The sequence below is a fragment of the Capillimicrobium parvum genome (assembly GCF_021172045.1).
Classification (GTDB): domain Bacteria; phylum Actinomycetota; class Thermoleophilia; order Solirubrobacterales; family Solirubrobacteraceae; genus Capillimicrobium; species Capillimicrobium parvum.
Window position 1 is genome coordinate 619834 of record NZ_CP087164.1, and the last position, 24811, is coordinate 644644.

Consider the following 24811-nt stretch of genomic DNA (forward strand, 5'->3'; position numbering starts at 1 on the left):
TGCGCAGACCGGGCGCGGCGTGGTCGGATCAAGCCATGCTGCGCAGGGGCCCTCTGTCTGCCGTCCTGGTCGCCGGCGTCGCGGCGCTGTTCACCGCGTCATCGCCGGCTTCGGCGTCGCCCCGCACGCTGACGGACTGCACCTACGCCGCGCTGGCGTCCTCGGTCGCGGCCGGCGGGACGGTCGTCCTCGATTGCGATGCGACGATCCCGTTCGACGCGCCGATCGTGGTGCCGGCGGGCCGGTCGGTGCGCCTGGATGCGTCGGGCTCCGCGGTGACATTCGACGGGCAGCGGCGGACGCGGCTGTTGGAGGTGTCGGGGTCGCTGACGCTGGTGAACCTGCGGCTGGTCAACGGGCGGGTGCAGGGCGCCGCCGGGACGCTTGGCACCGGAGGCGTCGGCCACTCTGATGCGGAGACCGGCGAGCCCGGCGGAGCAGGCGGCGCGGGCACTGCCGGCGGCGACGCCGCGGGCGGCGCGGTGCTCGTGACGCAGAGCGGCCGGTTGGAGGTCATCGGGGGAGCGCTCCGCTCCAACACGGTGATCGGCGGGCAGGGCGGAACCGGGGGCCGAGGCGGTCAGGGCGCCCGGGGCGCGGAGGGCCAATCCGGCTGGGGCGACTACTGCGACTACGACACCACCCCGGACTCCAACCCGGAGTGCTGGAACTGCTGGTACCCCTATCCCGAGGAGCCGGAACAGTGTGACCAGTACATCGGCCCGATCGGTGAGTCCGGTGGCCCTGGAGGTGTCGGCGGCGAGGGGGGCGCCGGCGGTCGCGGCGGCCCAGGCGGGACGGCGTCCGGTGGGGCGATCCGCAACCTCGGCAGCACGCTGATCGTCGGCGCGGTGCTTGCCGGCAACATCGCCCAGGGCGGACGTGGCGGCACCGGCGGACCGGGCGGCGTCGCGGGCGGTGGTGGTCCGGGCGGCAACGCGTATATGGATCACGATTGGGCGTGGGAGGCCGGCGGCGATGGGGGCACCGGCGGGGCGGGCGGACGCGCCGGCGTCCCCGGAGCCGGGGGGGCCGGACGCGGTGGGGCGATCTCGGGTTCCGGGGATCTCACGGTCCTCGATTCGCGGTTCTCGGCCGACGAGGCGCGCGGCGGACGCGCGGGCACGGCGCCAGCGCCGCGGAGCGCTGGCCCCGGCGGCGACGCCGGTCTGACGTACGAAGTCCTCGGATACCACTATGAAAGCGGTTCGCCTGGCCTGCCCGGCGACGGCGCGCCGGGTGCGGCGGGCGGCGACGCGGGCAACGCCGTGGGCGGGGCCATCCACCTCAGCGGCGGCAACGCGCTCATGCAGGACGGATCGTTCGATCGCGACAGCGCGACCTCGCCGGTCGCCGGCGCGGGCGGTCCGGGTGGCCCGGGTGTGACCGGGTCGACGTCGAGCGGCCCTGGCGGAGCAGGCGGAACGGGTGGCGGCGGCGGCGATGCTCGCGGCGGTGCGGTGTCCACGGGCGGGGCGCCGCTGCGGGTGACGGGGCTGGCGCTCGTCGACAATATGGCGGCGGTGGGCGCGCCGTCGGCCGGCGGGATGGGCGGGCCCGGCAACCCGCCCGGGGCCGCAGGCGCTCCGGGACAGCCCGGCACGGCGGCCGACCCCGACATCTCGGGGGCCACGACGCCCACCACGGCGCTTCAGATCAGCCCGGCGCCGGTCCGCGAGCGCGCGACGGTCGGCGTGCCCTACGAGTTGCGGCTGAGCGCCGCGGGCGGGACGGCGCCGTACGCGTTCGCGGTGTACGGGCTGCCGCCGGGCGTCAGCTTCAAGGCGCCGCGGCTCATCCGCGGGACGCCGACGCGGGCCGGCGCCTATCGGGTCCACGCGGTGGTCACGGACGCGACCGCACCGCTGGCGCTCTTCGGCGCGCACTCGTGGGAGATGCGCGTCGCCCCGGCCGCGGTGCGCTGAGCGGCGCCCGCGGCGCGTATCCGGGCGGCGTGAGAGGGACGCGATCTCGGGCTCGTCGTCGGGCGTCGTCGCCGCCAGCCGCGCGGCGGCGATCCTCGGCATCGACCCCAGCCGACAGCGACCGGCGCATCGTCACGGTGGTCAAGGACAACGATCACGAGGTCAACGAGTGCCTGGCGTTCGAGTTCGACACGGTCGAACTCGACGTCGCCGAAGACGGCGGCGGGCGCAAGGTGCGCGATTTCCCGTTCCTGGTGCTCAACGAGGACCTGACGGGCAGGGGTCCGGATCCGCTGTCGCTGCTGAAGGTCAACACCACGGCGACGACCCCCTCGCCGACGAAGCGCTCCAGGGCCGCCGCGTGGCTGGTCGAGTACCTGGCCACGGCCGGCCCGATGTTCGCCGTGGACATCTACGAGGCAGCCAAGCACTTCGGGGTCTCGTCGCGCACGCTGCGCCGCGCGGCGGGCAAGCTCGGCATCATCAAGACCCCGCCAGCCGGTGGCGCGGCCTGCGTCTGGTCGCTGTCGCCGGCCATGTGCGTCTCGCTCGATCCGCCGATCGACCCGCAGGTCGTCGACGACGATCTCGTCGAGGAGCTGAAGCGCGTGCGCGCGCTCGATCCGTCCGCGAGCGACGACGATGGCTGAGGACATCCAGTCCCCTGACGGCCTGAGCGTCATCGGCTGGCGAGCCTGGCGCGTCGAGTTCGATTGCGGCGTGCCGATCCTGCACTCGATGGGCTTCGAGTTCGCCTGGCCTGCCCGCGAGCCCGCGGTGGCCGAGTGCCTGACCTGCGGCGACGAGACCCCTCGGCAGAAGTGCTCGTGTGGGCTCTACAGCGCCTCGTCCTACGGGCGCCTGCTGAGCATGGGCTACCCGCTGCACGACGTGGACCGCGAGCTGCTCGTCGTCGGCCAGGTCGAGAGCTGGGGGCGCGTGGTCCGCGGCTTCGGTCGCAGCCAGCACGGTCCCGGGCCGACGCTCGGCTGGCGGGCGCAGTTCGGCTATCCGAAGCGGATGTTCGTGCTGCACGAGAGCTGGGAGCTGGTCGTGCCGCTGCGCGAGGCGTACGGCCAGCCCGTCCTGATGCGCGACCTGTTCGCCGACGAGGGCAGGGAGGACACGACGAAGCCGACGCAGCTCGACGAGGAGTGGAACGACCGATGACGAGAGGGGAGCAGTGATCCGATGGAGATCGGAGAGCCGGATCGCGTGAAGATCCTGGAGCCGCTGGAGAATCCGGTGCCGCCGAAGCGCGCGCCGGCACCGCCGCCGGAGAAGGTCCCGCAGCGCGAGCGCCCCGAGCGCGAGCGCGAGCCCGAGAAGGTCTGACGCACTCGAACCGGGCCAGCAGCGAGGCCCTCGCCGTTGGCCGGGTTCCCACCGCCTGAGGAGGTAGGACGAACCGATGATCCTCTACCCCGGAGAAGACGTCCACGGCATACTTGCCGGCAGCCAGCCCACGTGCAACTTCTGCTCCGAGCCGCTCGACCCCGAGCAGTCGCTGTTCTACTGGATCCTCGCGTCCGCAGAGGACGACATCTTCATGCACCTGCGCTGCCTGACTCCGTTCGCGCTCAGGGTCGCGCGTGACTCGCACGAGGCGAGCATCGTCCTGGAGAACCCCACGTGGAGGCCAGCGGGGCGGTGACCCGGACGTGTCGCACCTGCGGTGGCCTGCTGACGTCGATCGGCGGTCGCGTCCCCGTGTGCTTCCACTGCGCGCTGGAGCCGCCGCCGGCGGTGTCGGCGGCGATGAACCGCTTCCTCGTCGAGCGCTTCGGCGAGCCGTCGTGGACGTACTGGCCGCGGCGCATGCACGTCCGGTAGCTGGCGATTCTGGGGGCGCCCCGGCACGAGGGCTGGCACGATCTGCACGTGACCGAGCGAGGCGTCAAGTGGCGGGATCGTGACGACGTCCCGCGCTGGGGCGAGTGGCCGGCGCCGGTGCGCGAGTGGCTGGAGGTCCACCCCGAGGAGCTGCTGCCGTGACCCGTTCCCGGCCCGAGCAGGGTGACGTCACCCTGCTTGTTCCCGTGGGAACGGCTGTGGGAACGGACCCGTTCCCACGGGGGCGTTCAGAGGCGTTTGCTGACGTTCGAACCACCGCCTCAGCCCACCCATCGGCGAGCCCCAGAAGCCCCGTGTTAGCGGGGCTTTTGGCTTTCCAGAGCGGAGGGGGAGGGATTCGAACCCTCGACGGACGTCACCGCCCGTGCCGGTTTTCAAGACCGGTGCATTCAACCGCTCTGCCACCCCTCCGGACGGCTCTCAGCGTAGCCCGGCCCGCGGGCCGGCTGCGCGCGGGCGTGAGGCGGGCCTTGCAAGCGTCCATCCATCACTTGCCACGCCTGCCGGCCCCGGCGAGCCTGTGCGCGTGCATCGCGTTCTGGCAGGGGCGCTGGTGGGCGTCGCGGCGGCATGCTCGGTGTCGGCCGCCACGCCCGTGGCTGCGCGCGCGGCGAGCGCGAACGTCGCCGCGCTCCAGATCGCGCTCGCGGGCGCGGGGCTTTCCCCCGGGCCGGTCGACGGCATCTCGGGCCCGCAGACGCAGACGGCGCTGCAGCGCTTCCAGGCCCGGCGGCACCTGCTGGTCGACGGGATCGCGGGCGCGCAGACCCGGCGGGCGCTCGGGCGGCGCGGGCGGCCCGCGCTCGGGCACCGGCCGATGCGCCTCGGGACGCGAGGTTGGGACGTCGCGGCGCTCCAGTTCCTCCTGCGCGTGCGCGGCTACGGGTCGGGGGGTCTGGACGGCGGGTTCGGGCCGGGCACGCTGGCCGCGGTGCAGCGGTTCCAGCAGGCGGCCGGGCTGACGGTCGACGGCATCGCCGGGCCGAGCACGCTGGCCGCCCTGCGCCGGCTCCAGGTCACGCCCACGCCGACCGCGACGGCGAGCGGGCCGGTGCGCTTCCTGCGCCCCGTGAGCGTGGCGTTCACGGACGGGTTCGGCTACCCCGGCGGCCGCCGGCACACCGGGCTCGACTACCCCCTGCCGTACGGCGCGCCGGTCGCCGCCACGGGCGTCGGCGTCGTGGCGTTCGCCGGGTGGAACAGCGGCGGCTACGGCAACCTCGTCGTCGTCCGCCATCGGCTCGGGTTCGAGACGTGGTACGCGCATCTGTCGAGCATCACCACGTCGGTGGGCGCGTCCGTGAGCGGCGGCACGGTCATCGGGCACGTCGGCTCGACCGGCCACTCGACCGGCCCGCACCTGCACTTCGAGGTGCGCCAGTTCGGCACGCCGATCGACCCGGTCCCGTACCTGCTGACGGCGAGCGCGGCGCGGAACGTTCCGGTCGCCGGCGGCGCCGCGGCGCCATGCCGGCCGAACGCCGACGCGCGTCAGACGCAGGACACCGATCCGCTCGTCGCGCGGATCGACCGCTGCCCGTGACCACCGGCCGGCGTTCTCTAGACTCCGGGCAGACCCGGAGAGGTGGCCGAGTGGCTGAAGGCACTCGCCTGCTAAGCGAGTATGGGGTTAACACTCCATCGCGGGTTCGAATCCCGCCCTCTCCGCTTTCGTCGCCCCGGTCGCAGGAGTCCGCAATTCCGAGCATTCCGGACGCTTCCGTCCGCTACGACGGGTTCTCTTCCGTGTTCTCATGGGTATGACCCCCGCTCGTATGCGCAGAGTGCACGGAAGTCTTCTCCTCGTCGTGGTCGCATTCGCCGTCGTGGCGGCGCCCGCGATCGCCCAGACCCCGGCCCCGAGTGCCGCCACCGGCGGCGTGTCCGGGGTGGCACCCACGGTGGCCACGCTCACCGGCACGGTGAACCCGCACGGGGTGGCCACGCGCTACTTCTTCCAGTACGGCCCGCGCGGGCTGAGCAAGCGGACCGCCTCCGTGGCCGTCGGCTCGGGAACCGACCCGGTCCAGATCAGCCAGCAGGTCAGCGACCTGCAGCCGAACAAGCTGTACGCGTACCGGCTCGTCGCCACGAGCGACGGCGGCACCGTCATGGGCGCCCGCCGCGACTTCCGCACGCCGCGCGAGTCCGCGGTCACGCCCGTCGTGTCGACCGGCAGCGCGACGAACGTCGCCGACACCGGCGCGACCCTCAACGGGGCGATCAACACCCGCGGCGCGACCGGCACCTACCAGTTCCAGTACGGCCCGTCGCGCCAGTACGGTGCCTCCACGCCCGCGGCGCCGTTCGGCCCGACGACCAACGGGACCGCGATCAGCAGCCCGGTCGGCTCGCTCGCCCCGGCGACGACGTACCACTACCGGCTCGTCTTCCAGCCGAGCAGCGGGCGCGCGGTCCTCGGCCGCGACCGCACGTTCACGACGACGCGCATCCCCAACGGCCTGCTCATCGAGGCCAAGCCGAACCCGGTCCGTTACGGCGCGGGCATCCAGGTCGCCGGCGTGCTCGCCGGGTCCGACAACAGCGGCGTCGGCATCACCGTCCAGGCCGACACCTTCCCGTTCGACGGCAACTGGCAGAACGTGGCCAGCGGCCGGACGGACCCGACGGGCGCCTACGTCATCGCCGTGTCGCCGATGATCTCGAGCTCGCAGCTGCGCACCGTCGCGGCGACGCGCCCGCAGGTCATCAGCCAGCTGACGACGGTCGGCGTGCGGCTCGGCGTCTCGCTGCGCGTCAACCGCCACCCGCGCCGGGGCGCCCGCGTCCGCTTCCGCGGTCACGTGACCCCCAGCCAGGACGGCGCCGCGGTCTCCATCCAGCGCCGCGTGCGCGGGACCTACCGCACGATCGCCCGCACGCGCGTGAACGGCTCGAGCTACAGCCGCCGCGTGAGGATCCGCAGCAGCGGCCGCTACCGCGCGCTCGTACGCCCGACGGACGGCTCGCACGTCTCGGGCAATCGCTCGCGCCTGATCCGCGTCCGCTGACGACGACCGGGCTGCGGTCGGCCTCCGGCACCGGGTGGCTAGACTGCGGCCCACTGCGCCCGTAGCTCAGCTGGATAGAGCGTCGGTCTACGGAACCGAAGGTCAGAGGTTCGAATCCTCTCGGGCGCGCTCCCGCGAAACCCCCGCTGCGACGGGGGTTTCGCCGTTCCGGGCCGCGCTCAGGGCGCCGACGCGTGGCCCGATAGTGGCCCAAACGTCGCTCAGGCGTCGCCCCTGCGCGCCGAGTCCTCGACCGCCTCGTACACCTCCGGGCCAAGGTCATCGCGCCGGATGACCTGCCATTCGCTGTTGGGGTTGTCGGCCCAGCTAGCGAGAGTCCGCATGGCGTAGTGCTCACCGACGCCCGCCTTCCGCGCCACCCACCACGCCGACTGAGCCATACCGTCTTCGAGCAGCGCGAGGTACAGCTTCGCGTCGTCAGTCTTCGGGTCGGCCAACCGGTCGTCATCGTCGGTCATCGTGCCTCGTCTCGCGCGTCGCGCTCGGCGTCGAGCGCGTTCAGCCGCCCGGCGATTCCGGCCGTCGCGCCATCCAGCAGCGTGCCGTAGTGGCGCTCGACCATTTCGATGCTTGTACCCATGACGCGGGCCAACTCGAACGCGCTGACCCCGGCCGCGAGCGCGTCGGACGCGAACGTCGAGCGCAGGTCGTAGATGCGCGCCGGGCGCGGAACGCCCGCCGCGTCGATGGCCGGTGCCCACACGCGGCGGCGCCAGTTGTCGATGTTCAGCACGCCGCCCTGCGCGGCCGGGAACACGAGCGGCGTGTCGAGGCGCGGCGGCACCGCGTCGAGCGCGGCGAGCGCCCGGTCCGACAGCGGCACCTGGCGGCGGCTGCGCTCCGTCTTGGCGAGGTCGACGACCTCGCCGCTGGGCACGGTGCGCCGCACCGTCAGGATGCCCGCCCGGCGGTCGATGTCGCGGCGTTCGAGCGCCTGCCACTCCTCGGGGCGCAGGCCGGTCGCGGCGGCGAACATGGGCAGCGGCGCGTAGGCGGGCGGCAGTTCGGCGGCGATGGCGTCGAGTTCGACGCGGGTGAACGCGCGCACCGTGCGCGGCGGCGGCTTCGGGTTGCGCCCGGCGAGCTTGGCCGGGTTGCGGGTCATGCGCTCCCAGCGGACGGCGGTGTCGAGCACCTGGCGCAACGCCTGCGCGATGCCGTGCCCGGCCCGCGGCGGCAGGCTGTCCTGCCATCCGGCGACCTCGTGCGTCATGCGTTCGAGGTCGCGCAGCGGCACGTCACCGAACGCGCGCTCGGCGTGGTGCAGGCGGTCGCGCAGGGTGGCGACGGTCCGGGGGCGCACGGCGGCGGCGTGCCGGGTCAGGTAGACGTCGATGAACTCCGACAGGGTGACGTCGGCCACCGGGGCGGGCGCGCCGCGAAGCTGCGGCTCGATGACGTCGCGGAAGTAGGCGAGCGCCGCGCTCTTGGTCGGGAATGGCGACTTGCGGCGGCGGGCGCCGTCGGCGGCGTAGCACCGCAGGCCCCAGCGGTTCGGGCCGAGTCGGTACGCCTGGCCGCGTTGGGTGGCGGGCATCAGGCAGCGTCCTTCCGGTTGCGGCGGCGGTGCAGCGCGACGCGGCAGCGCGTCGAGCACGTCCGCCGGTTGGCGTAGCCCGCGAGCGCCACGCCGCAGACCACGCACGCGCGGGCCGCGCCGGTCGGGGTCCGCTCGCCACGGCAGGCGGGGCAGAGCCCGGTCGCGTCATCGAGGTCACCGACGTGATGCTCGGTCCGGCACTGGGGGCATGGATAGGCGGTCCTCATGTAACACTTTCGGGCAGTGAGGAGGAACGGTTGCGGAGCCCTCTTCTGTAACACCTTTGCCGCATAAGAAAGCCTAGGATTCGGCTCGTTTCAGGGGGTCCGCCCATCCGGGCGAACTGCGGCCGTCGCCCGAGCGGCTAGCTGTCGAGCCCGGTGACCTGCCGAACGCGGTCGAGTGGGGGTCGGTTGCCGAGGGCGCTGTGGGTGCGCCGCTCGTTGTAGTGGCGCACCCAGTGTGGCAGCGAAGCTCGACGGGCCTCGCTTGAGGCGTATTCGAGCGCGTAGGCCCACTCACGCTGCAGCGTCTGCTGGTAGCGCTCCACTTTGCCGTTGGTGCGCGGCGTGTAGGGCCGCGTGCGGAGGTGATTCATCGCCCTGGCGTGCAGCAGTGCCTTGAGCGTCTTGTTGTGGACGTAGGCGAACGCGTTGTCGGTCATCAGTCGCTCGGCGACGATGCCGTGCTCGAGGAAGAAGTCCAGCGCGCGACGGGTAAACGCGGTGACCGTGGCGGCCTTCTCGTCGTCGTGGATCTCGCTGTAGGCCAGGCGGCTGCAATCGTCGACGATCGAGTGGCAGTACTCCCAACCGACCCGCCGTGAGCGCCTGGTGCGGTCGCCGGTGACGGCGTGGCCGGGCTCGGTGAACTTGCCGAAGCGCTTGACGTCCATGTGCAGCAGGTTGCCGGGGCACGGCCACTCATAGCGGACGACCGCCGGCCGCTCAGGGGCGGGGCGCCGGGACACGCCGGCGCGTTGCAGGACTCGGTGGACGGTCGAGTGCGACCGCGCGATCTCGGGCTCGTCGGCGAGCCTCCGTGGGCTCCATCCGGTCCGCTTGCGCAGCTCGCAGATCCGCTGGGCCTCCTCGGCTGGCACCTGTCGCGGTGAGCGGTGCGGGCGGCTGGAGCGCTCGGTCAGACACGCCAGCGATGTTTGCTCGTCCGGCGTGGCTTGGCGCCAGCGATGCACCCACTCCCACACGGTCGACTTCGAGACGTTCGCCCAGGCGGCCGCCTGGGCGAACGTCTCGCCGTCGTCAACAACACGACGAACGACAACCTCGCGTCCACGCGCGGTGAACCGGGCTCTATGGTGCGCCATCCGGGCCTCCTTGAGACGTGTGAGCTTCGACACCCACACCCTCTCGGCAGGCCCGGACCTACTTCACGGCGTTCGGAACGTCCCTGGGCACGTCAGCTAGCCACTCGTCGACCGCGTCCTCGCGGAAGCGCAGCGCGCCGCCCGGCAGCCGGAAGGCCGGAAGCTCGCCCCGCCGCGTCCAGCGCAGCACCGTCTCGGCGCTGACGCCGAGCAGACCGGCGAGTTCGCGGGCGGTGAGCAGCGCGTCCATCACACGCCCCGCTTCGCCCGTGCGGCGGCGGACTCCACGATGTTCCCGACCAGGACGTTGGGCAGCGGTGGACGCAGGCGCTCGTAGTTCAGGTCGGCGGCCGCGGACGCAACGTCACCGGGCGCCATCCCCCAGCCGAGGAGCGTTGTCGCGTACCCCGTGAGCCGGTCGATGCAGTCGCGGGTCGTCGTGCTCGCGGCCACGAGCGCGTCGGGCGCGGGTGTGCACGTCACCGTCTCGGCGCGCTGCTCCGCGCACGGCAGGTCGGGTGCCCGACCGGCGTCCGGCGCCGACCACACGACGCGAAGATGCCGCGCCCCGGGCTGGCGGCTCATGCCATCCGGCCGCTTCGCAGGTAACGGCAGGTAACGGACCTAAACGTGTGCGCGCGTGCGCGTACGCGCGTTGGAGGGACGTACCGGCCGTTACCCGTTACCTGGCTCACCGGTCCTCCCAGGCGACCGGGATGACGAAAAACGCCCACTGCAGCGTCTGGCGCCCACCCGGCTGGGTGGCCTTGACCCGGCCCTCGCGCCCCGGCTTCGTCCAGCCGAGCGGCGGCATCGCGCGCACGACCGCGTCGGCGATCCCCGGCCCGGTCTTCTCCGCGACGAACTCGCCGAACCACTCCGCGCGGACGTAGCGCAGACCCGTGGCCGGGTCTTCGAGCGCATGGCGCGGCGGTCCGCCCGGGGCGTCGACGCGGGCCAGCTGCGCGAACGCCCGCCACCGCGACGCCTGGTCCTTCATGTCGACCGCTTCGACGGGCGTGCCGCGCAGGTAGCCGACCCCGTGGTCGTGGGGTCCTCGACCTCGACCCCGGCGACATGCTCGCCGAGCAGGTACAGCAGCGCATTGACCCGGGTCACGTCGACCGGCTTGAACTCGGGTTCGGCGCCCGCCTGCAGCGCGACCTCCTGCGCGAGCTTCGCCGGGGTCCCGACCCGGCCGAGCGGGTCGAGCACGATGCGGTCCCCGTCGTCCAAGTGGATGTGCGCGACGGCGTTCGTGCCGCGGCCGCAGATCTTCACGCGGTCGACGCGTTTGCCGACCCCGTCGAGCGCGAGCTTCGCGGTCAGTTCCTCGACCGCTGCGCCGATGTTCTCGGCGGGCTGGTAGCGCGCGACGCTGTGCGCGATCTTGCGGACCCCGGCCTCGTCGAGCGGCGCCTGGCAGCGGTCGCGGTTCATCACGAGCAGGGCCGCCAAGATGGCTGCTTCGTGGAAGCCGCGGCGGCGCATCGTCCCCGCGAGGCTGGTCAGCGCCGAGTTCCGGCTACGGAGCGGGATGGCGGCCTCGACCGGCGCGGCGGTGCCGCTACCGGTCCGCTTCGGGCGCAGCGCCTCAGGGACCGGCTGCAGCGCGGCCGTCCACGGGCGCGCGCCGTTCGCCCACTCGTAGATCACGCCGCTGGCGTGGCGGCTGCCAGGCAGCATCACGTACGTGCCAGCACCCCTGACCTCGACCCCGGTCACGGGGGTGGTGTCCTAGGTGACGGTTCGCGCGCCGGGCGAGCAGTAGACGTGTGCGCCGCGCGTCCCCGCGAGCGGCCCGTCGGTCGCCTCGCCCGTCCACACCACCGGGCCGGTCAGCCCCAGGGCGCCGATGACCTCGCCCGAGTCGCGTCCGTGCTTGGCGTCGATGTCGACGACCGACACGATGTTGCCGACGGCGGCCGCCCAGTTGGCGCCCGGAAAGCTGGCGTCCCAGTGCAGGAGCGCCCGCTCGTCGGTCGTCGCGTTCGTCAGACCGTTGGGGGTGCGCGGATGCTTGCCGGGGGAGTTGCAGTCCGCCTTGCCGCAGGTGCAGCGCCCGTCGGCGGCGACCGTGTGGCAGGGGAGAACCTTGAGCCCGTGTTCGGCGAAGTCCCGCGCGGCCTCGAATGCCGCCGTGTGGCTATTGTCTGTAGCGCGAGACATGACCTCGCTCCTTTTCCGGGGGACCGTCTTGCGGCGGTCCTTCGGTCGTCGAGGGGCAGGGTCACGCCGTCGTGGCGAGCCGGGGCTCGTCGCCGCTGGCGTCGTGGGCGTGCAGGTAGAAGCGGAACGCGCGGCACGCCTCCCTGCTGATGCTGCGGTCGTGGGCCGCTGCCAGGGCGTGGAAAGCTTCGGCCTCGGCGACCGGAAGCCACGCCGAGACACACTTCGTCGGTTCCTGCTGCTTCTCGTTCTTCACCTTCGACCACCTCCGGGTCTGCCGCGTTTGTCTCCGCGGTGAATCGTTGCGGCGGGACGGGCGGATAGTGGGTACTTTGACGCCCGACCGCGGCCCGTTCACCGGGTGGAAGAACGCTACGTTTCGCCGTGCGGGGGCCGTGTGGCCTAGTGCTTCACGAGTTCGTCAGGCACTACGTCCGCTTTGCTTGACATTTTCGTGCAAGTAGCCGTTCGTCGCTGCCAACGTTGGCACGCGCGCGGCAATGCTTCTATTAGAAGCTTCTCCGCGGGACTACGCCCGGTACGTCCACGGCCGTCCGTCCGTCGCCAGCCACGCCTCGACCGCCCGCCGACCGAGCCGCTCCGCCCACGCGCCGAGCCCGTAGCGGTCGGCGAGCACGATGGCGTCTTCGAGCGCGTGCGGGTCGCGCAGGTCGATGCGTTCGGGCGCCTCGCGCAACTCGGCGTACGCGCGGATGAGGTCGGGCCCGTCCGTCGCCCGCTGCCCCGCCCGCCGCAAGCACCGGATGGCGTGCCGCTGTGCCGCCGGCAGCCGCTCATCGACCACCTCGACCTCGCCGCTACTCCGTGCCCGCATACGCCCTCCGGCGCGCCCGCAGGTCGTCGCGCTGCGCCCACCGGGTGACCGCCGCATGCCGTGCCCTCTGGCTCGCGACGACACGCCCAGCCCGTTGTTCGTCGCGACGAGTGACACGGCGCCGCTTCGAACAAGATGGTTCACTTCACTTCCAAGTATCTCAGACCGGCGGGGTTGACCACCGAGCAGCCCGACCGCCAATACATGTAAAACCCGCGCTGTCCGGTCGGTCGTCCCGAGGCGCCGAACAGGTGGGCAATTACCTCCAAAGTTGCCCCAATCCGGTCGCCGATAACGACACTCTGTCGGAAATCTCCGGCGATGGCGACCTTCTTGCCGGAGGTCAACACGTCGTCCATCTCGGACCACAAGGCGAGCGGCCGTCCGACGTAGGTCTGGCGGTCGGCGGAGATGACGGGCGGCTCGGCGCTGCCGGGCCCGAGCATCCGGTAGCTGGCGTCGGCGACGGCTGGGCTAATCATCACCGCCGAGTTTGCCTGAAAGCGCGGCGGGATGTCACTCATGAGGCTGTAGCAATCGGCAACCCCATATGCGGCTGTTCCTGCGCTCAACACCTTCTGACCGTTGCCGAGGCCGACGAGGACGCCTTCCGGTTCCGCCGAGGCGTGCCCGCGCCCGGTGAGGAACATCGAGCTTTCCAGCCGGTCCTTGGCGTCTTGCAGCATCAGTGCCATCTCGGTGGCAAGCGTCGACCAATCCTGTGACACTTCGATGGAGGGGGGCACGAACGCCTGTGCCTTTTCAGCGTAAAGGGTGGGCTGGACGAGCGTCGGTGTGTCATCGCAAACCTCGGCCGCTTCGCCGTCATACGACGCGCTCACTCCTGACGAGGTGACTCCTTTCCACTCGTTGCCGACCATCGTGACGAGCCTCGCGGCGCGGCGTAGTGGGTTCAACGTGCCGTCCGATGACAACATCACCGACGGGTCAAGCGCCGCGGGAATCGCGAACCCGCCCTGGTTGCCGGAGCCACCGAAGACCGACAGTGCGCGGGTGTACTGGATGCGGTTCACCCGCTCGAGCGCGGCGTGTTCCTCGCGCGACATCCGCAGGTGCGCGGACCCGGGGTCACACAGGATTCGCCCGAACGCCCGGTGGTAGTGCTCGTCAGCCGTCGCGACCAGATACTCGCTGTCGAGGTCGGTCGGGTCGGAGCGCAGGTGCGCGTCGAGCCGGTCTGCGGCCTCCGGGATCAGGTGTCCGCTGTTGCTGTATCGCTCAACGGTACGCAGCGCGGCGCTCCGTGTCGGGTTGCCGCGCGCGGGGGCGGGGCCGCCACGCGTAGGGAACTCGGCGCCCGCTTCGAGGTTCGCCGGGTTCCGCGCGGCGCGCTTGGCGACCTGGCGGCGGTGCTCCTGCTCGGACATGAACCGGTCGGCGTACCGGCACACCGCCTCATGCTCGCCATCGATGATTTCACCTTGGCGGATGTGGATGGTTTCACTGCCGGAGAGTTGGGAGGTGAAGCTTCGGGCTGCGATTCGGACAGCGGCCATGAGGGCACCTCGCGGGGCTCGCGGTGGGCACGTCCGCCTGCGCGGCGGCGGGCAGCGTGCGATATGTCGGTGCCTTGCGTCTGGCTGGGGCGCGGCCACCCCGTGGCTATTACTCGCTACAGCCCTACCGCGGCGGCGGCGTCCCCACAGCCATCCGGCCCGAAGGAACACGACCTCGCTGCGCCGCCTCCCGGGTGAGCGTGCGCTCGGCGCGGAAACCGGTGGCGGCCCGGGTGGGAAGCCCGGCGCGGACCGCCACCAAAGAGTCTACGGGTTGCGGCGGACGCCGCGCGTGTGGTGCAGTGGCCCGGTCGTGGCTCGGCAGGGCGGCAGGGCGCGGCCGGGCAAGGCTCGGCGCAGACGGCGAAGGCCCAGCGAATCGCTGGGCCTTCGGCTGCGGCGTTCCGGACGGACCGTCGGGGTGATGGTGCCGGTCAGGCGTTGACGCGTTCACGCTCGGCGGCGTTGAGGACCCCAGCGCGGTTCTTGTGCGCGCGCTCGTAGGAGCGGACCTCGTTGGCGCGGTCGTCGTCGCCCTCGGACAGCACGGCCTGCACCTCGGCGGCGGTGAGCTCGTCATAGCCCGCCCACGGCTCGTCGCCGCGCAGCGAGGTGATGCGGCCCAGGACGGTGGTGCGGTTCTGGTTCTTGCGCTCGTAGGCGTCGACCTTGGCCAGGTCGATCTGCGAGAGGTCGGCCAGCTTGCTGATGATCTCGTCCGCGGTCAACGCGTCGTAGTGCGCGATCGCTAGATCGTCCGCGGAAGCCATGGCGCCCTTGACCTGCCCTTCGGCCTGGGCGACGCCGGGGACCTTGCGGGCCTGACGCGCGGTGCGCTTCGTGTTGGCCGTCGTCTTGCGCGCCGTGGTCTTGGTCGCCTTGGCCGCGTCACGAACGGTGTCGGCGGCGCCCGTCTTCGTGACGTCGTAGGAAGACTCGCCGTCGACGTCGGCGTGGACGACGGCGTCGGTCAGCTTCGGGATCTCCCGCAGGACCCGCGCCAGCATCTTCTCCTCGTCGGCGAGAATCGACGCGGCCAGCCGGGCGGTCTCGCCGTCACCGACCGAGCGGGCCAGCCGCTCGATCGCGGTGTACGTCGCGATCTCCAGGGCTTCGTTCGCGCAGGCGTCCTTGGCGTTCTTCAGGACCTTCTCCTCGCCGCCGGTGCCGCGCAGAAGATCAAACGGCATCTTGCCCAGTGCCAGGAACTGTCCGACGACGCTCTCGGCCGCGCCGAACATCGCCATCAGCGGGTTGGAGCCCCCGAGCTGCTGAGCCCGGCGACCGACGCGCTCGGCATGGTCACGCGTCTCGTCGAGGTGCGTCTCGAGGGCGGTGCGGTAGGACCCGCGGGGGGTCATGGCGATCTGCGACTGCAGCACCCGGATCAGGGCCTGCTCGCTGGCGTGCGCCTCGTCGAGGTATTGCACGACCTTCTGCTGGTCTGCGTTCATTACGGCATCCGATCGGTGTAGGAGCCTGGACGAGTTGGAGGTCCAGACACGAGGTGGAGGGCGTCGGCGGAGGACAACAGCCGAACGCCTATACCCCCCGTTCCCCCGTTGCCGCGAGGGCCACACACGACCCGGGCTATCTGTGCCCAACCTCACACCCCCGGGCACCCGACGCACCACGCGGGGCCCGGTGTGCTCTGGCATTGGTCAGTGCGCGGCGACCATGACGAGCGTGGCGTCGTCGCGCAGCGGCTTGGGCGACGCGTCGATGACGGCGTTCTGGATCTCACGCACCGCACGGGCGACGGTCATCGCAGCAGTACAAGACGCCCGTCATCGTCATCGGCCAAGTGGACTGACCCCGCCCGCGGAACGACTGGTAACGGACGGCGGCGGTCGGTGCCAACATTGGAAGCGCCTCAGAAACCGCTGTGTGCGGGCTGCGGGCGGTCCGGCAGCGGGATTGGCCGGATTCAGCGGCGGCGGGCGGCCCGCACGCCGCGGGCGGGTCCGTGGGCGGTCATGACGGTCCCCGCCAGTCAGTAGGCGTCGTGCCGCCTCGCGCTGCTCGGCCCTCGCGTTCATGAACGCGGGCCAGCGGCCCCGGTAGCAACGCGGCGGCGTGGTGAGCGAGCAGCCGCTCGTGGACGGCTTGGCGTAGCTCGGCGGCCTTCGAGCCGGGCCTCCCGTACAGGTTCGCGTTCACCGTCACCACGTCGATGTCCGGGCCGCCCCGCGCGGCCGTCGGCTCTGGCCCAATAGTGGCCCAAACGTCCCCGCGACCGTCCCCGTAGTCATCGGGGGCCACCGGCGAGAGAGGCCCGAAACGTGCGGCGTTGCAGGCGATTGTCGTCGGTCGTCGCCGACGGTCGTTTTCGTCGGCGCGGCCATTGGAACCGAAGGTCAGAGGTTCGAATCCTCTCGGGCGCGCTACGAAAGCCCCGCTCCGGTCCGGCGGGGTCTTCTCGTTCTCGGGACAGAAGCCGCGACCGCCGGGACCCCGTATGGACCCCGCCGGGTGCTCGATCGCGATCTGACGGCGGATCGCAATACGGACGATCTCCTGGGCCGCAGCGCCCGGCGCGCACGTAACCCTGGACCGACGTTGCAGCGCACCGCAGACGGCGAGAGCGTGCTGACGCACCGGCGGTCAGGGACGATCGCGTTCGCCTTTCGGCACTCTCTGGCGTTACGGTGTAGTCAATGGCCGATAGCGCTCCGCTCCGCCCGAGCAAAGAACACATCGAGGCGTTCCGCGAGGCAGCACAGTCGCTGAAGCTTTATCGGCGGGCGGACATCCCCGACGCCAAGGGTGAGTCGCTGATCGAGGAGCTCTACGTCGACCCGCTCCCGAATGACCACGTCCTGAACACGATGGTCAAGCCCAACACGACCTTCATCATCGGGCGCAAGGGCACGGGCAAGTCGACGGTCTTTCTTCGCGCCCAACACGAGCTTCGCCAAAGCTCCGATGTGGTCTCGGCCTACATCGACATCAAGACGGTGTACGAGTCATCCCAGGTCGACCCTCAGCTGCTCGCGAAGGCAGCGGCCATCGAGGGCAGTCTCTCGCCCTCGGAGATCGGGCAGCTGCTCCTGTACCGTCACTTTCTCTCGACGCTCGTCCGTGACATCCGGAAGGAGATCGAGAAGCGCATCAAGACGTCCATCTGGACCAAGGTCAAGCGCAAGGTCGGCGGTTCTTTGTCGGATCTCTTCGCCGAGATGGATCACCTGCTCGCGCGGGCACACGACGACCACTTCATGAGCGTCCTCGGAACATTTCAGAAGCAGGCCAGGGATCGCAATCATGAAGAGGAAGCGGGTCGTGACGGCGCGGCAGGCGAAGTGAAACTGGGCACGGATCCGAGCGTCAAGCTCTCCCTCGAATCCAGCGTGACGTTCACGACGACATCCGAGCGAGAGCGCGAGTACGCCGAAGTCCTGATGCGGATCTTCGACATTCGTCAATACATCACCGAGCTACGAGCGCTGCTTGAAAAGGTCGAGATCAAGCATCTGTATGTCTTCGTAGACGATTTCTCCGAACTGCCGCCGGAGGCGATGCAGATCGTCGTGGACTCGATCCTGAGTCCGCTGAACAACTGGTCTGACGAGTTGGTCAAGTTCAAGGTCGCGGCGTATCCAGGACGCGTGTACTACGGCCAGATCGACAAGACGAAGATCGATGAAGTCAACCTTGACCTCTACAGCCTCTACGGCACCGCGGATCTCGCGAGCATGGAGGACAAGGCCATCGACTTCACCCGGCGACTCATCGAGCGCCGCTTGAGGTACTTCGGCGACACGCGAGCGCGGCGCTTCTTCAGCCAGGAGTACTCCAAGTCTCAGGAGGAGATCTGGCGCCAACTGTTCTACGCGACAATGGCCAACCCACGCAACTTGGGCTACGTCCTCTACTTCATCTACGAGGCCGAGTTGCTGTACGGCGGTCGCATCACCCTCCGCAGCATCGGGGATGCAGCCCGTCGCTACTACGAAGAGAAGATTGAGGCGTACTTCAACATGAAGCGCTTTCTGCATGAGACGTTCGAGGAACGCTCGTCAATCTTCAGCCTAAAGGACCTGCTCGATGAGTGCGTTGAGCGCGCTCGGGCGCTTCGTTCTCACCAAAGGTCATCCGTCATACGGGACCTCGAAGGTCGACCGCCTACGAGTCACTTCCATGTTGTGACCGCGCTAGACAGCCTGCTTGCAACGTTGGAACTGAACTTCTTCCTCACCAAGTACTTCGTCATGAAGGACCGCGACGGTCGCCAGGTCACCGTCTTCGCTCTCAACTACGGGCTGTGCCAGAAGGAGACGATCATCTTCGGGCGCCCCGGCGGCAAGAGGGAGCACAGGCTGTACTTCGTTGAGCGCATCTTCGACTACACGCCCATCCTTCAGGCCTACTTACGCACGAATCAAGAGATCGCGTGCGACAACTGCAACGCAACTTTCGAGCCAGAGCAACTGCCTGCCCTGCAGCTGTTCGGAATGCAGTGCCCGAACTGCAAGGCGGGCGCATGCTCGGTCACGAACCTCTCGCGCAAGTACGAAGCCACGCTCCGTGAGGTCAGCGACACGGCGCTGCTGCCCCAGGTCGAGTTGGGGATCCTGCACACGCTCGGAACGGAGGCGGATCCGCAGTTCGCCGTCGAGATTGCTGGAGAGTTGGACTGCTCCTATCAGTTGATCGGGAAGCGTGCTCGGGCGCTTGCCGAGCGGGATTTGGTGCATCGAGACACGAACGAGGGCGGCCGTCGCGTCTTTACGATCACCGATCGCGCTCGCTCGATCTACATGGACGAGATGGTTGTCGAAGAACCGTCCACCCCGTCGCCGGACCGAGGCCGGGACGTTGAGTAGCAGTCGAGAGCCCGGCCGCGTTGGCCTGATCGTTCTATCCCGTGCTCGTAGGACGAAGCTCGGTGACGTTCGTCCGTGCCGTCTCCTCGAGCATCGCGGCGAGGCCGTCCGCCAACGCGGCGTCGAACGAGGGGAGCAGGGTGGCCGTAGATGTTCACGGTCGTCCTCATGTCCTCGTGCCGCAGGCGGAGCTTGACCTGCACGGATCAGCTCGCGCGGCGATTACCACGCCGCGCAGGGCGGGGCCTCCGCGAGTCGAATACCTCGCTGCGGATGCTGCACGTCAAGCTTCGAGATCGCTGCGCAGCTGAACCAGATGACCCGATGCGGCGCGACTGGTACGGATACGACCCGACATGCAGCCCGGAAGGACTCTTCGCTCGGAACCGGGGACGCTGGCGGCTCGGTGCCCGGGGGGGCGAGCAAACGCATGCCGTCTTCTCGTACATCGGAGATCACACGATCAAGCTCGTGGCCGAGATCACCGGTATTGGGCAGGTGGGCAATCAGCGAGCGCTTGTCGGCCGCGTTTTCCCGCTAGGTCACCCGCTGTCGCGGCGATTCGTCGGGGCGCCGTCACCAGACCACCATCGGAATCCTGTCACCTACTTCGCCGCTGGCTAACGACGAGCCGCGTCACGCGTGATCGCGACGACGTTCTCGGGCTCATCGAAGATCGAGGCGCCCACGGCGTCGGCGATCGCCTCGTCCACCGAGCGGATCCGCTTCCCGTATAGGTCTACGGTCGTGGCGATGTTCTCGAGGCCGAGGCGCTCCTTCACCATCTGCATCGAGCCTCTGGGCGTGGCCATGGCCAGCGTGGCCGCGGTGTGCCGGAGGTCGTGGAACCGCAGCCCGTGGAGCCGAATAGGCAGCGCCGCGCGTACGGCGGGCTTGAAGGCGCGGCGATAGAACGGGTTGTGCCGCACTGGGTAGCCGCGCGGCGTCACGAACAGCAGGCGGCCGGGATCGTTCGCGTCGGCGGTCCAGCCGAGGTCGGCGCGGTCGGCGTTCGCCGGGTCCTCGCGGGCAACGGCGTACCCCCGGGCGACCGGACGCCGGGACTCTCGATCGCCTGCTCGATGAGCGGTGGGAGCCCCCGCCGGCAGCGACAGACGCCGCCGAGACGCGGCGGACTTGGGGTGCCCCACGAGCAGCCCCTTGGCCGAGCCGTCCAAGTGGCTGGACTCGATCGGCTTCAACGCGAACTGGACCGTCAACTCGCGGTGTATGAAGTCGATGTCGCGGCGGCGGAGCGCCCAGATTTCCCCGGCGCGGAGCCCGCATGACCCGTCGAGCAGGACCGGTAGGCGCCAGTGCTCGGGCAGGGCGTCGGCGAGGGCGCGTAGCCCGGGACCTTCGAGGTACAGCTTCGAGCGCCGGACCCCGGCGCGCTTCTTGGACGGCATCTCCACGGCGTCGCACGGATTGACGGCGACGTAGCCGCGCTGCGCGGCGAGCCTCATGACGGCGTTGACGACGCCGAAGATCCGTCGCACCGTGTTCGGCTCTCGCACAGAGGCGACCTCGCGTACAAACTCCTATACCGCGGCGGTCGTCACGCCGGCCACCCTCGCGGACCGAAACCGGCACGGCCGGTCGGGGTGGACGGGGTCGGCCTCGCCGACGAGCCACCGGCTAAGAATCGCCTTATACCCCGCCCGCGTCTTCGGCTCCAACTCCTTCGCGTCCCACACGCCGCGAAGTTCGTCGGCGACGGTGGCGAACAGCTGCTCGCCCTTTCGGGCCGGGGCATAGGCACCGCGGAGAACGTCCGAGTCGCGGCGTGCGATCCAGCGCTCAGCCTCGCGCTTGGTCTTGAAGTTCTGCTCCTCGCGAGCGCGGCCGCTCGGATCGTCGGCCGGGCGCCAGCGCGCCTGCCAGATGGTCGAGCCGTCCGCGCGCTTCTTGACGCGCCCATCCTTGTCCTTCCGAGCCCTCACATGCCATCGCATCGAAGCCCTCCTTGAAATGAACGCTTACGTACAACTAACGCTACCACTGCGGGTCTCTCGCGGGGTTCCGCCTTCATCGCGACGGCGCATCGCCCCGGCGGCACCGCCAATCCGCGCATCGCGCCCTTCGGTTCGGCTATCCGCTACGACCTACCGCGCGTGCCGCGTGGCGGGGGTAGGACCGGCTGCTCGGGCTTGGCGAGCCCCTCGGCCCTTCGGCCCCGCCCGTCTACCACCCCGCGGCGAGCAGGGGTGTCCTCGGGGGCGGGATCGGCGCGCGGCGGGGTGCGCACGGCTATCCCATGATCTTGCGCGGGGCAGCACCGATCCTGTCGGCAATTGGGCGGAGAAGTTTCACCATGGATGGTGCGTTGGTGGGGAGGTATGCGCAGAGGCTTCCTCGCCGTGGTCGGCTTGTTCGGTTTGTTCGCGGCTGGCGCGACGTCGTCCTCGGCCGCAGTGTTCACGGTGACGACCACGGCGGATGTGGGGCCGGGGTCGCTGCGGCAGGCGATGACGTCGGCGAACATGACTGCGGGGCACGATGAGGTGCATTTCGCGATCCGTGGGCGGGGGGTGCACACGATCGGCGTGTGGTTGCGAAACAACCGGCGTTTCGTCGGCCTGCCGACGGTCACTGGCCCGCTGACGATCGACGGTTCCACACAGCCAGGGTTCGCCGGGACCCCGCTGATCCACATCGCCAACGACGGCGATGCTGCGCTGACCGGTCTGTCGATCACCGCAGGCGACAGTCAGGTGCGGTCGTTGTGGATGAGCGGCTTTCGGACGTCGATCTCCGTTCGGACCGGCGACGCGAACGTGATCGCTGGCAACCGTCTGGAGGGCAACGAGTACGGCTTGGAGATCGCCAGCGAGTCGAACATGATCGGCGGGACGACGCGCACTGACCGCAACGTCATCTCGGGCAACACCACAGCCGGCGTGCTGATCAGCGGCGCAGGGAACGTCGTCGCCGGCAACCGGATCGGCACCGACCGGGCGGGGACGGAATCGCTGCCGAACGGGGTCGGCGTCGACATCACCAACATCGACATCACCAACGGTGGCGCCAACACGGTCGGCGGCACGACGGACGCTGCCCGCAACGTCATCTCCGGCAACACTACGGCCGGCGTGCGGGCCGGCGGCGGCACCACGGTCGTGGCGGGAAACTTCATTGGCACCTCGGCGAGCGGCAGTGAGCCGCTGCCGAACGGGGCCGGCGTGATCGTCAGCGGACACGCCACCATCGGCGGGACGACTCGTGGCGCTCGCAACGTCATCTCCGGCAACACGACGGAAGGCGTGCGGGTGGAGTCTGATGGCCGCAGCTCCGTGGTCGGGAACTTCATCGGCACAACCGCGAGCGGCAACGCACCGCTGCCCAACGCCCGCGGTGTGCTGCTTCTGGACTACGGCAGCCGAGTTGGTAACGGTGACCTGATGGACGGGGGTCGTGACCGGTCGACCTCGGGCAACCTGATCAGCGGCAACACCGGCGCGGGCGTGGAGATAGTCGGAGTCCAGAACGAGGTCCGGGGCAACGATATCGGCGTCAACGCGGCCGGTACCGCGGCGTTGCCGAACGCGGTCGGCGTCGTGGTCAGCGGAGGCTGGTGGAACGAGATCGGGCTGCCGTGGGTCGACGGTGGCGGGGATCCGGGCGGTGCGCCGGGATGGGCGCGCAACGTGATCTCCGGCAACACCCGCGGCGGCGTCGAGATCATCCGGGGATCGGTCATGTACGTCAAAGGCAACCTCATCGGCACCACACCGCGCGGCGGCGCCCTACCCAACGGCGGCTTCGGGATCCGCCTCGCCGGCTCCACCGTGACCAACGTGATCGGCGGGCGCCACAGCAGCGAGGCCAACGTCATCTCCGCCAACAGCGGAGACGGCGTGCTCATCGAAGACACTCCCGACAACCGTGTGCAAGGCAACTTCATCGGCACAACGGTCGCCGGCAACGGTGCACTCGGCAATGGCGGGTTCGGTGTACGGATCACCGGCACACTCGCCCGGCAAAGCAGCGCGTACGGCAACGTCATCTCCGCGAACGCAAGCGGCGGCGTCGCGATCGAGAACATGGCCACGGCCAATTCCCTGGGGGCCAACTTCATCGGCACCAGCGCCGCCGGTCTGTCACCGCTACCGAATGCGGGCGACGGCGTGACGGTCGCCTCCGGCGCAGGCAACAACACGATCGGCGGAGTGGCCCAAGGCAACACGATTGCCTTCAATGCCGGGAACGGTGTCTCCGTCAACGGACCAGCAACGCTCGGCAATGCCATCCTGGGCAACGCGATCCTCGACAACGCGCTACTCGGCATCTCCGTACGAACGGGTGGCAACAACGAGTCGCCCGCACCGGTCATCGGATCGGTCATCACGACGACCGAACGAACCGAGATCAAGGGCCGCCTGGCTCGAGCAGTGGCCTCGACCTCTTACCGAATCGAGTTCTTTCTCAGCGCCGCGTGCGACGCCTCCGGCGCCGGTGAGGGCACACGCCTGATCGGCACGCAGACACTCACCACCGACGCGACCGGCGCTGCGCCCTATACGTTGCGCATCCCCGCAGTCGCCCCAGGACAGACGCTCACCGCTACCGCGACGCCCACCACACAGCCGCAGAGCACCTCGCAGTTCTCGCACTGCGCCACAACCTGACCCACGTCCCGCCGACCCTGGCCTTCGACGCAAGTCCGGACGGTCGACGACATGATGAGCAATGACCTTCGCGACGTCCCGTGAGCCGTGGTTCGTACGCGCAACATGAACCTGCATCGCCGCGGTCGTCGCTTCAAGCCGTCCGCGGCAAGTCGTGCTGGAGACCGGATCCCGGCTGCAGGCCAACGAGCCCGTGCCTTCATCCCCGCTACTGGCCTGTCGGGCGTGGTCAGCGCCGCCGACGGATGCGGGCGCTGGACGGGGCTTGGGGTTGCCGAACGCCCCGGGACGAAGGCGCCGTCGAAGTCGAACGGCTCGGCCTCGGTCCACAGCCGCCGGATGACCGTGCACGCCTCGGCGAGGCTGCCGACCGCGTGCGCCTGGTCGTGGAAGGGGAGGCCACGGGCCGCGTACTCGCGCGGGCGAGCGGGTGGCCGGGGCTCGCCGCCGGCCGGCCGCTCCTCGCCGCCGCGCAACGCGCTCACGACGTCCGCGGCGACGTCACGCTCGAGCAGATCCTCGAGATGACCAATCGCGATCGCCAAGATCCAGGGCGAGCCCGGCTACGTGGAGCCGATCCTGTGGACCGCGCTCGACGGCCTGCGCCCGCCGTCCGGGATGCGGCGCACCCAGAAGCGTCCTACCCGCGAGGGGCGGCCAGCGGCTCGAGGACCGGTCGCCGGAGGTGCTCGTAGACCACCGACGTGTTGACGTCGGCGACCTCGGGGCGCTCCGTGAGCCGGTCGATGACGAAGGTGTACAGGGCGTCGGTGTCCGGGACGCCCACGCTCGTCCTCGCCGAGCGCTGGCAGATCGCGGAGAAGCTCCACGCCGTGGCCGAGCGGTTCTCTGATGGACGGGAGAAACCGCGCTTCCGCGACCTCATCGACCTTCAACCGCTCGACACGTTCAACCCTGACCTCTCAGCTGTCCGCGAAGCATGTGACCGCGTCTTCGCAGCCCGCGGCCAGCACGCGTGGCCGCCCGCTCTCGTCGTTCAGCCGAGTTGGCCGGCGGCGTATCGAGTGCTCGCCGACGGGCTCGTGTTCTCGGTCAACGACGTCGTCGAGGCGGTTCGCGGGGTGCAGGACTTCGTTGCTCGCATCGCAGCCGCTTGACGCTCGGGGTCAAGGTTCGTTGCGCCCGGTCCGCCCGCGA

Annotated in this window: 24 protein-coding genes, 3 tRNA genes and 2 pseudogenes; 13 read left to right on the plus strand and 16 right to left on the minus strand. The window is 70.2% G+C overall.

The annotated features are described in order from the left end of the window. Positions 1 to 35 precede the first annotated feature (35 nt). The 6 genes from DSM104329_RS03035 (at position 36) to DSM104329_RS03060 (ending at position 3758) form a co-directional block, all read left to right on the plus strand. Positions 36 to 1925 carry a hypothetical protein gene (locus DSM104329_RS03035; protein WP_259313923.1) on the plus strand — a complete coding sequence of 630 codons (1890 nt, stop codon included), beginning with the start codon at positions 36 to 38 and terminating at the stop codon, positions 1923 to 1925. Between the two features lie 137 nt (positions 1926 to 2062). Continuing rightward, positions 2063 to 2575, plus strand: coding sequence for a hypothetical protein (locus DSM104329_RS03040; RefSeq protein WP_259313924.1), 513 nt, complete (start codon positions 2063 to 2065; stop codon positions 2573 to 2575). Then, complete coding sequence (locus DSM104329_RS03045; protein ID WP_259313925.1) at positions 2568 to 3095, plus strand: hypothetical protein; 528 nt, start codon at positions 2568 to 2570, stop codon at positions 3093 to 3095. Before DSM104329_RS03040 ends, DSM104329_RS03045 begins: the two co-directional genes overlap by 8 nt. A gap of 21 nt (positions 3096 to 3116) precedes the next feature. Beyond that, positions 3117 to 3260 (plus strand): hypothetical protein, encoded by a 144-nt coding sequence (locus DSM104329_RS03050; RefSeq protein WP_259313926.1) that lies wholly within the window; start codon positions 3117 to 3119, stop codon positions 3258 to 3260. A 76-nt stretch (positions 3261 to 3336) separates the two neighbouring features. Further along, complete coding sequence (locus tag DSM104329_RS03055) at positions 3337 to 3579, plus strand: hypothetical protein (protein ID WP_259313927.1); 243 nt, start codon at positions 3337 to 3339, stop codon at positions 3577 to 3579. Beyond that, complete coding sequence (locus tag DSM104329_RS03060; RefSeq protein WP_259313928.1) at positions 3576 to 3758, plus strand: hypothetical protein; 183 nt, start codon at positions 3576 to 3578, stop codon at positions 3756 to 3758. The genes DSM104329_RS03055 and DSM104329_RS03060 overlap by 4 nt, the downstream gene beginning before the upstream one ends. Before the next feature lie 343 nt (positions 3759 to 4101). On the opposite strand, the gene DSM104329_RS03065 is transcribed toward DSM104329_RS03060, so the two are convergent. Then, positions 4102 to 4190: transfer RNA gene (locus DSM104329_RS03065), tRNA-Ser, on the minus strand. Positions 4191 to 4305: 115 nt separating this feature from the next. On the opposite strand from DSM104329_RS03065, the gene DSM104329_RS03070 reads away from it, so the two are divergent. The 4 genes from DSM104329_RS03070 to DSM104329_RS03085 all read left to right on the plus strand — a co-directional run bounded on the left by DSM104329_RS03070 (position 4306) and on the right by DSM104329_RS03085 (position 6919). Continuing rightward, positions 4306 to 5322, plus strand: coding sequence for a peptidoglycan-binding protein (locus DSM104329_RS03070; RefSeq protein ID WP_259313929.1), 1017 nt, complete (start codon positions 4306 to 4308; stop codon positions 5320 to 5322). A gap of 36 nt (positions 5323 to 5358) precedes the next feature. Then, positions 5359 to 5447 (plus strand) — tRNA-Ser (locus tag DSM104329_RS03075). 140 nt (positions 5448 to 5587) lie between these two features. Then, positions 5588 to 6790: a hypothetical protein gene (locus DSM104329_RS03080; RefSeq protein ID WP_259313930.1), complete on the plus strand. Its 1203-nt coding sequence runs from the start codon at positions 5588 to 5590 to the stop codon at positions 6788 to 6790. Between the two features lie 55 nt (positions 6791 to 6845). Beyond that, positions 6846 to 6919, plus strand: a tRNA-Arg gene (locus tag DSM104329_RS03085). A 92-nt stretch (positions 6920 to 7011) separates the two neighbouring features. Here the strand turns inward: DSM104329_RS03085 and DSM104329_RS03090 are convergent. From DSM104329_RS03090 to DSM104329_RS03145, 12 genes and pseudogenes are all read right to left on the minus strand, one after another. Next, complete coding sequence (locus DSM104329_RS03090; protein ID WP_259313931.1) at positions 7012 to 7269, minus strand: hypothetical protein; 258 nt, start codon at positions 7267 to 7269, stop codon at positions 7012 to 7014. After that, positions 7266 to 8348 carry a tyrosine-type recombinase/integrase gene (locus tag DSM104329_RS03095; RefSeq protein WP_259313932.1) on the minus strand — a complete coding sequence of 361 codons (1083 nt, stop codon included), beginning with the start codon at positions 8346 to 8348 and terminating at the stop codon, positions 7266 to 7268. The genes DSM104329_RS03090 and DSM104329_RS03095 overlap by 4 nt, the downstream gene beginning before the upstream one ends. Positions 8349 to 8715: 367 nt before the next feature. Next, entirely contained in the window at positions 8716 to 9678 is a 963-nt protein-coding gene (locus tag DSM104329_RS03100; protein WP_259313933.1) for an IS481 family transposase, read from the minus strand. A 58-nt stretch (positions 9679 to 9736) separates the two neighbouring features. Then, on the minus strand, positions 9737 to 9928 hold the full coding sequence (locus DSM104329_RS03105) for a helix-turn-helix domain-containing protein (RefSeq protein ID WP_259313934.1): 192 nt from the start codon (positions 9926 to 9928) through the stop codon (positions 9737 to 9739). Continuing rightward, the gene (locus DSM104329_RS03110; RefSeq protein ID WP_259313935.1) at positions 9928 to 10263 is read right to left on the minus strand and encodes a hypothetical protein; all 336 of its coding nucleotides are present in this window, start codon (positions 10261 to 10263) and stop codon (positions 9928 to 9930) included. Before DSM104329_RS03110 ends, DSM104329_RS03105 begins: the two co-directional genes overlap by 1 nt. 106 nt (positions 10264 to 10369) lie before the next feature. Continuing rightward, the gene (locus DSM104329_RS03115) at positions 10370 to 10678 is read right to left on the minus strand and encodes a hypothetical protein (RefSeq protein WP_259313936.1); all 309 of its coding nucleotides are present in this window, start codon (positions 10676 to 10678) and stop codon (positions 10370 to 10372) included. After that, a complete protein-coding gene (locus DSM104329_RS03120) occupies positions 10675 to 11289 on the minus strand; it encodes a primase C-terminal domain-containing protein (RefSeq protein WP_259316176.1) in 615 nt (204 codons plus the stop codon). Before DSM104329_RS03120 ends, DSM104329_RS03115 begins: the two co-directional genes overlap by 4 nt. Beyond that, positions 11287 to 11847, minus strand: a pseudogene (locus DSM104329_RS03125) (bifunctional DNA primase/polymerase); the annotation flags it as partial. The gene DSM104329_RS03120 and the pseudogene DSM104329_RS03125, both read right to left, overlap by 3 nt. Before the next feature lie 61 nt (positions 11848 to 11908). Next, complete coding sequence (locus DSM104329_RS03130; protein ID WP_259313937.1) at positions 11909 to 12103, minus strand: hypothetical protein; 195 nt, start codon at positions 12101 to 12103, stop codon at positions 11909 to 11911. Positions 12104 to 12376: 273 nt separating this feature from the next. Beyond that, on the minus strand, positions 12377 to 12682 hold the full coding sequence (locus tag DSM104329_RS03135; protein ID WP_259313938.1) for a hypothetical protein: 306 nt from the start codon (positions 12680 to 12682) through the stop codon (positions 12377 to 12379). 140 nt (positions 12683 to 12822) lie between these two features. Beyond that, positions 12823 to 14199, minus strand: coding sequence for a phage major capsid protein (locus tag DSM104329_RS03140; protein ID WP_259313939.1), 1377 nt, complete (start codon positions 14197 to 14199; stop codon positions 12823 to 12825). Positions 14200 to 14633: 434 nt separating this feature from the next. Beyond that, positions 14634 to 15653, minus strand: a complete 1020-nt coding sequence (locus tag DSM104329_RS03145) for a ferritin-like domain-containing protein (RefSeq protein WP_259313940.1) — start codon at positions 15651 to 15653, stop codon at positions 14634 to 14636. Between the two features lie 1203 nt (positions 15654 to 16856). Here DSM104329_RS03145 and DSM104329_RS03150 point away from each other — a divergent pair. After that, on the plus strand, positions 16857 to 19025 hold the full coding sequence (locus DSM104329_RS03150) for a MarR family transcriptional regulator (RefSeq protein ID WP_259313941.1): 2169 nt from the start codon (positions 16857 to 16859) through the stop codon (positions 19023 to 19025). A gap of 620 nt (positions 19026 to 19645) precedes the next feature. Here DSM104329_RS03150 and DSM104329_RS03155 read toward each other — a convergent pair. Continuing rightward, complete coding sequence (locus DSM104329_RS03155) at positions 19646 to 20524, minus strand: site-specific integrase (RefSeq protein ID WP_259313942.1); 879 nt, start codon at positions 20522 to 20524, stop codon at positions 19646 to 19648. Between the two features lie 42 nt (positions 20525 to 20566). Continuing rightward, on the minus strand, positions 20567 to 20968 hold the full coding sequence (locus DSM104329_RS03160) for a hypothetical protein (protein WP_259313943.1): 402 nt from the start codon (positions 20966 to 20968) through the stop codon (positions 20567 to 20569). Between the two features lie 417 nt (positions 20969 to 21385). Here DSM104329_RS03160 and DSM104329_RS03165 point away from each other — a divergent pair, with 417 nt between their 5' ends. Continuing rightward, the gene (locus DSM104329_RS03165) at positions 21386 to 23653 is read left to right on the plus strand and encodes a beta strand repeat-containing protein (RefSeq protein ID WP_259313944.1); all 2268 of its coding nucleotides are present in this window, start codon (positions 21386 to 21388) and stop codon (positions 23651 to 23653) included. Positions 23654 to 24293: 640 nt separating this feature from the next. Here DSM104329_RS03165 and DSM104329_RS03170 read toward each other — a convergent pair. Next, a pseudogene (locus tag DSM104329_RS03170) lies at positions 24294 to 24440 on the minus strand (Lrp/AsnC family transcriptional regulator); the annotation flags it as partial. Between the two features lie 46 nt (positions 24441 to 24486). Between DSM104329_RS03170 and DSM104329_RS03175 the strand changes: the two are divergent. Then, positions 24487 to 24771, plus strand: a complete 285-nt coding sequence (locus DSM104329_RS03175) for a nucleotidyl transferase AbiEii/AbiGii toxin family protein (protein WP_259313946.1) — start codon at positions 24487 to 24489, stop codon at positions 24769 to 24771. Positions 24772 to 24811 lie beyond the last annotated feature (40 nt).

What these genes read in the sequence shown, in the direction of transcription:
- DSM104329_RS03135 (WP_259313938.1), bottom strand. Translation starts at nt 12,682, where the DNA reads ATGCGGGCACGGAGTAGCGGCGAGGTCGAGGTGGTCGATGAGCGGCTG.
- DSM104329_RS03115 (WP_259313936.1), bottom strand. Translation starts at nt 10,678, where the DNA reads ATGAAGGACCAGGCGTCGCGGTGGCGGGCGTTCGCGCAGCTGGCCCGC.
- DSM104329_RS03145 (WP_259313940.1), bottom strand. Translation starts at nt 15,653, where the DNA reads ATGAACGCAGACCAGCAGAAGGTCGTGCAATACCTCGACGAGGCGCAC.
- DSM104329_RS03055 (WP_259313927.1), top strand. Translation starts at nt 3,337, where the DNA reads ATGATCCTCTACCCCGGAGAAGACGTCCACGGCATACTTGCCGGCAGC.
- DSM104329_RS03140 (WP_259313939.1), bottom strand. Translation starts at nt 14,199, where the DNA reads ATGGCCGCTGTCCGAATCGCAGCCCGAAGCTTCACCTCCCAACTCTCC.
- DSM104329_RS03150 (WP_259313941.1), top strand. Translation starts at nt 16,857, where the DNA reads ATGGCCGATAGCGCTCCGCTCCGCCCGAGCAAAGAACACATCGAGGCG.
- DSM104329_RS03090 (WP_259313931.1), bottom strand. Translation starts at nt 7,269, where the DNA reads ATGACCGACGATGACGACCGGTTGGCCGACCCGAAGACTGACGACGCG.
- DSM104329_RS03035 (WP_259313923.1), top strand. Translation starts at nt 36, where the DNA reads ATGCTGCGCAGGGGCCCTCTGTCTGCCGTCCTGGTCGCCGGCGTCGCG.
- DSM104329_RS03045 (WP_259313925.1), top strand. Translation starts at nt 2,568, where the DNA reads ATGGCTGAGGACATCCAGTCCCCTGACGGCCTGAGCGTCATCGGCTGG.
- DSM104329_RS03100 (WP_259313933.1), bottom strand. Translation starts at nt 9,678, where the DNA reads ATGGCGCACCATAGAGCCCGGTTCACCGCGCGTGGACGCGAGGTTGTC.
- DSM104329_RS03050 (WP_259313926.1), top strand. Translation starts at nt 3,117, where the DNA reads ATGGAGATCGGAGAGCCGGATCGCGTGAAGATCCTGGAGCCGCTGGAG.
- DSM104329_RS03110 (WP_259313935.1), bottom strand. Translation starts at nt 10,263, where the DNA reads ATGAGCCGCCAGCCCGGGGCGCGGCATCTTCGCGTCGTGTGGTCGGCG.
- DSM104329_RS03095 (WP_259313932.1), bottom strand. Translation starts at nt 8,348, where the DNA reads ATGCCCGCCACCCAACGCGGCCAGGCGTACCGACTCGGCCCGAACCGC.
- DSM104329_RS03105 (WP_259313934.1), bottom strand. Translation starts at nt 9,928, where the DNA reads ATGGACGCGCTGCTCACCGCCCGCGAACTCGCCGGTCTGCTCGGCGTC.